We start from the raw sequence: 6,059 nt of genomic DNA on the forward strand, positions 1-6,059 counted from the left end.
CTTGTATTCCGAAGCTTACGAGGAATAGATGATTCTTTTGAGTTTGGTCCTAGAAATACATTTTCTGGGCTGAGTTTTTTATCGTCTTTGGGTAATCCTGGTCTGGGTGGTAAACCATCTATTAGGTCTAAGAATCAAGACTTTATTTTAGGCAAAAAGCTATAGTGAAAAACATCTTTAGAGCAAAATTTTCAAGATTACAAACTAATCGAATCTCATATTGGTTATGTTTGCGCAGAATGCAAAACAAATTTAGATAAAACGATGTTTCAAGAAGCAGTTGCCACTAGCAGAAATTTAAAAATAGCTGTTCCTGCTTCCCTATACTTTTTGATTTGCAAATTTATATATATGACCGAAAATCAAGTATCAAACCTCCTCCTGGAGGATAAAAGAAAGAGAGTACCGTATTTTCTTGCCTCCCTATTACAGGAAATACTGATAACTGATAACTGATAACTGATAACTGATAACTGAAATTACACCAGTTTATATTGTATCAACTCAGCTAGATGATGTTTTAATAGTGCGTAAATCAAAGCGTCTTTCTGCTAATATTAGACAAGAACATAAAACACCGGAGGCAAGACCTATTCATCGACAAGAATATGCATAATTTTTAGATGCTTCAAAATATTATCCTGATGTTTTTCAAAGGATGATTGATAAAATTCAAATATTGATTAATAATGGTAATCCATCTATAAATAAGGTTCTAAATCAAGGTTATTTTTAAATCAGTGAAATGAAATAATGTACCGAACACCAACTATCAAATTCGATCGCGGCACTCTTATCCTCCATCCTCCACCTCAAGGTAAAGCATGGGTAGACTATGCAACCTGGGATGACCGGGTGGAAAAATTTCGGGTTCGGGCAATAGACTATCGCCCTCTAGTGGAATCATTAAAAGCAGCAAAAATCGACTTTACTGATAAAGCTAAAGAATTTGAACCTCTCGAACTCATCCCTAGTTTGGAAATGCCTCCCTATCCCCACCAAGAGGCAGCATTGAAAGCTTGGAAACAGTCTGGCAGAAATGGTGTTGTGATTCTCCCTACTGCTTCGGGTAAAACATATTTGGCCCAACTAGCAATGCAGGCAACTCCCCGCAGTACTCTGGTAGTAGTACCTACCCTAGATTTGATGCACCAGTGGTACGCGCATTTGAATGCAGCTTTTCCAGATGTGGAAGTGGGGTTACTTGGTGGGGGGTCTCGCGACAAAACACCAATTTTAGTAGCCACTTACGATAGTGCCACTATTCATGCAGAAGCGATCGGCAATAAATATGCTCTATTAGTTTTTGATGAATGTCACCACTTACCTACTGATTTTTATCGGGTAATTGCTGAATACGCGATCGCTCCTTATCGTCTAGGTCTGACAGCAACTCCTAACCGTTCTGATGGTCGTCATTCTGACCTAGATTATTTAATTGGACCTACTGTTTTTAGCAAGACTCCTGAAGAATTGGCAGGTGATGCTTTAGCTGACCATAAAATCGTGCAAATAATGGTCAAACTTTCTGCACAGGAGCGGGAAGAATATAACAAGTTAATGACAGTTAGAAATGACTTTTTAAAGCAAGCAAATATTAAGTTAGGTGGGTTAAATGGTTGGAAAAATTTTGTTATAGCAAGTGCCCGTTCTAAGGCTGGACGTCGAGCAATGTTAGCCCATCGTCAAGCTAAGGAAATTGCTCTTGGTACGGATGGAAAATTACGAACTCTTGCTAATTTATTGGCTCAACATTTTCCCGAACGTACTTTAATTTTTACGGCTGATAATACAACAGTTTATCGGATTTCCCATGAGTTTTTAATTCCGGCAATTACTCACCAAACTCCTGTGAAAGAAAGGCATGAAGTTTTAAGTAAATTTAGAACTGGGGAATATAAAACTGTTGTTGCTTCTCATGTTTTAAATGAAGGTGTTGATGTGCCAGATGCGAGGGTAGCAATTATTTTATCTGGTACTGGAAGTGAACGAGAATATATTCAAAGATTGGGTCGAGTTTTGCGTCGAGGTAGCGATAAAAATAAGTTAGCAATTTTGTATGAAGTTGTTACGGAAAATACCAGTGAAGAACAAACTTCTCGCAGACGTAGAGGTAAAATTAGACCGAAAAAATCTCCTAAATATCAAGAACAAGAACAGGCTAAACCGGAAACTAAGCCGTTAGAAATTGTGAAGCCAGAACCGATTTATGGGGTTAATAATTTTTCTGCTAAACGTGCTGCTGAACCAGGTGCAAAATGGGGAGATGAGAAAAAAAATGATGAAAATGATTTGGAAAATCAGTCAGAAATAGAAGAGGATGAAGACCTGGGGTTAGAATTTAATGATGGTTTTAATATTGATGAATTTTTCTAATTTTTGAGAATGAATAAAGCAAAAAAATAACTATAGCAATTCCATTTGTTTATTATAGCAACCGCCAAGTTGGTTAAGACAATTAGTGCGAGCATCTTGCTCGCGTTATGAATCATTCATTACAATGCACCACCTAAACTAAAAGCAATAGCTGATGACTGATGACTGACCTCTGTTTGCGCAGCATTCCGGAGGAAATGCTTACCTTTTGACTTTCTGAGTTATATTTTTATGCTACATTTTGTGGTGCGGAATGTGGGTTGTATATTTGTGTAACGATTGTGGGTTGGGCGAGGTTTGATCGATTAGACTTATGAATAAGTTATCGCGCATCTAAAATATTGCATATTGGGGTTGAGGGTAAAATTGAGATAAACAACTACAGGGAAGCGTTTCAGCTATAACGGCAATTTTGGACGATGCAATTTAAATGCATCACAGCTTAACAAATTCAAACATCCTTAATTCAGGAAAAATGGAGGACTATTAATGTCAAATACTACAAAGATTGCTTGTCAACAATTCAACATCTCAGGAGCTGGGGAGAAAATTTATGCAGTTTCTGAGCTTAGTGATGTATTTTCTCCCCCCCATCACGGTCCGCGTAATATTCCAATCACCGTTGAGTTGGTTGGTGAGTATAACTATGTGCATTTTCCAATTGTCCGTACTGGCCGATATGCAATTTATCTAGATACTCCTGATGTCTTTGACGGTCTTATTTATAGTGGGACTAATCAAAATACCAAAACTGGGACAGAAATATCGACAGAGCCAATAATTGAAGAACTAAAAGATTGTAAACAATTTGCCCAAGGTGTCGTTAGTGAGAGGATTATTTTTACTCAAAACGATCCTCAACCAGTAGCTATCCGGCTTAAGGGAAAAGCAGGTTATACGATTCGATATATTGTATCGCTCCTTGAAGAATAATCTGTACTTTGGAGAAGATATTGTAGTTTGATCGCCGATCTTGTAGGCTACGTTAGCAGGGGAGCAGTCTATCGGTAGATGAATACTCTCTGCTCCTGGGTAACGCGCCAAAGACAGTTAAAACTGTAATTGATGCGTTGCTGTGGCGCTGAAAATGTCGAAAATTCATCAACGCCCTTGACCGCCTGAAACATCATAGAATTCGCTTAACTCATCCTTAGTATTTCTATGTCCTAAACCTGTGCTGTAGCAGATGGTTTGGCGATCGCCTTAACCTTCCCAAAAGACTCACACCCACTGCTGACCTCAACCGTTAACGGTGGGTGTTTTAAGAGGTTTCTACGGAAAGTTTGAGGAAGCGATCGTTGATATCCTCATTGAGTAGAGGTGGCAACTTGTTGATCAGCAGCGAGGTAAGGGAAGTTAGTATGTACTTCTGAGTCACTGCTTAACACGGCAGCTGCCTCTCAGTGTAAAATGCAGATCGCTGTCTTTATTGCAGGAGTATAGCTATCTAGGGTTTGCTGAAAAAGTCTTTCTTCAGGAGTAGGGGAGCGGGGGAGTAGGGGACATTCCACTTACACAAAACTATTAAAATTCCAAGTGCATTTATGCAACGCTAATAATTTCCTGTACTGTAGGATTATACTTTTGAGCTGATAAAATCTTACTTTTGACTTTTGACTTTTGAATTTTGACTTATACTTTTGAGCTGATAAAATCTTACTTCTGACTTTTGAATTTTGACTTATACTTTTGAGAGGATAAAATCTTACTTTTGACTTTTGGCTTTTGAATTTTGACTTATACTTTTGAGAGGATAAAATCTTACTTTTGACTTTTGACTTTTGAATTTTGACTTATACTTTTGAGCTGATAAAATCTTACTTTTGACTTTTGACTTTTGAATTTTGACTTATACTTTTGAGCTGATAAAATCTTACTTCTGACTTTTGACTTTTGAATTTTGACTTATACTTTTGAGCTGATAAAATCTTACTTCTGACTTTTGAATTTTGACTTATACTTTTGAGAGGATAAAATCTTACTTTTGACTTTTGGCTTTTGAATTTTGACTTATACTTTTGAGAGGATAAAATCTTACTTTTGACTTTTGACTTTTGAATTTTGACTTATACTTTTGAGCTGATAAAATCTTACTTTTGACTTTTGACTTTTGAATTTTGACTTATACTTTTGAGCTGATAAAATCTTACTTTTGACTTTTGACTTTTGACTTTTAAATTAATAACTATGTTACCAACTGACTTACTTTCTCATCGGCAAACAGGAGAAACAATTATTCCGCAAAAGCTCAAAATTGATGCTAAAAATTTAGCCATTGCCACAGAGATGATTAACTCTTTCCAAGAAACAGTAGGCAAAACTCAAGGAGAACTGGATAAACGTTTACAAGAAATTGAAGGAGATGACCCCAACTATCGCTTCAAAAGAGGATTAGCACATATGCTTAGAGGCAGTTTTTCTACTTTTGAAATTATCAGTCCTCTCGAACCAATAGAATTAAGAAAACGTGTTTTTACCACAGCAGCAGAAGTTGTTCCTAGTATCCAATCAACAGAATTAACTCTCGAAAAATTAGCCACGCAAATGAGTCAAGAATTAAATCGAGAAATTATGCCTGATGAAATTAAAAAAGGTCTCTATGCTGACTTACAAGAAAATAGAATTTTGACTCAATTTGATGCTCCTACATCAGAAGCTTTATTACATAGATATAATCTGTCTCAAGTGCAAGGTATTTTTTACAAAGCTAGTCATATTCAATTAAATGCTCATCGCAATGACCCAGGAGAATACAAACTCTTATTTAGGTATGTAAAACTCTTTCAATTAATGACTTATATTGAAGGAGATGCTGACCATGGTTTTACCCTCACAATTGATGGTCCTTATAGTTTATTTAAACCCAGCACTCGTTACGGTTTAGCACTAGCAAAAATGTTACCCGCATTACTACACGTTACAAAATGGAGTTTACACGCAACCTTACAAAATCGTGACACCTATAGTGGAACTTGGAAAAAAGGTCGATTTAGCATTGACTCTGATTGCGATTTAGTTAGTCATTATCCACCAGGAAAACCCTACGATAGTATGTTAGAAGCATCATTTGTAGAACGTTGGGCAAAGTCAAAAACCGAGTGGAAGTTAGAAAGAGAAGTTGATTTAATTCCCATTCCTGGTAGTGTAATGATTCCTGACTTTAGACTGGTACATCCCAATGGACAATCATATTTATTAGAAATAGTTGGATATTGGCGACCGGAATATTTAAAAAAGAAATTTTATCAGGTACAGAGTGCTGAGTGTGATAATTTAATTTTGGCAGTTTCTGAACGACTAAATTTAGAAAAAGCTGGTGTAAAAGTGAAAGATGTACCAGTGCCTATTGTTTGGTTTAAGGATAAGTTGTTACCTAAATCAGTATTAGAAGTTTTAGACTCTATTTAATTTTTGATAATGGGTAATTGTTCATTAATTGATAATTGATAATGGATAATTGATAATTACCTCGGGTTTTAACCGTTACGGAATTGAAGATAAGGAAATATTATTTTTTTATTTCCCCGATCAAGGGGAGGCTTCAAGGCGCGAATTATTTAATTATTAATTATTCATTATTCATTATTCGGTAATAGTTAAAACAACATTGATTGTAACTAGGAAAGTCAACTTTTTTAACCTACAACCTACAATCTAAAATTTTAAACAATTACCTTATTCAA

Annotated in this window: 3 protein-coding genes and 2 pseudogenes; all 5 read left to right on the top strand. The window is 36.1% G+C overall.

What is annotated here, in order from left to right; genetic code table 11:
* A pseudogene (locus SAGCYANO_RS50945) lies at positions 1–456 on the top strand (Bpu10I family restriction endonuclease); the annotation flags it as partial.
* A gap of 22 nt (positions 457–478) precedes the next feature.
* A pseudogene (locus SAGCYANO_RS48445) lies at positions 479–736 on the top strand (Bpu10I family restriction endonuclease).
* Between the two features lie 17 nt (positions 737–753).
* Positions 754–2,376 carry a DEAD/DEAH box helicase gene (locus SAGCYANO_RS34550; RefSeq protein WP_202224177.1) on the top strand — a complete coding sequence of 541 codons (1,623 nt, stop codon included), beginning with the start codon at positions 754–756 and terminating at the stop codon, positions 2,374–2,376.
* 489 nt (positions 2,377–2,865) lie between these two features.
* Positions 2,866–3,309, top strand: a complete 444-nt coding sequence (locus tag SAGCYANO_RS34555; protein WP_202224178.1) for a hypothetical protein — start codon at positions 2,866–2,868, stop codon at positions 3,307–3,309.
* A gap of 1,254 nt (positions 3,310–4,563) precedes the next feature.
* On the top strand, positions 4,564–5,784 hold the full coding sequence (locus tag SAGCYANO_RS34560; RefSeq protein WP_202224179.1) for a DUF790 family protein: 1,221 nt from the start codon (positions 4,564–4,566) through the stop codon (positions 5,782–5,784).
* Positions 5,785–6,059: the final 275 nt, after the last annotated feature.

The sequence above is a fragment of the Okeania sp. KiyG1 genome, from assembly GCF_014132355.1.
Classification (GTDB): domain Bacteria; phylum Cyanobacteriota; class Cyanobacteriia; order Cyanobacteriales; family Microcoleaceae; genus Okeania.

Coding starts and splice junctions, on each gene's coding strand:
- SAGCYANO_RS34550 (WP_202224177.1), top strand. CDS start 754: ATGTACCGAACACCAACTATCAAATTCGATCGCGGCACTCTTATCCTC.
- SAGCYANO_RS34555 (WP_202224178.1), top strand. CDS start 2,866: ATGTCAAATACTACAAAGATTGCTTGTCAACAATTCAACATCTCAGGA.
- SAGCYANO_RS34560 (WP_202224179.1), top strand. CDS start 4,564: ATGTTACCAACTGACTTACTTTCTCATCGGCAAACAGGAGAAACAATT.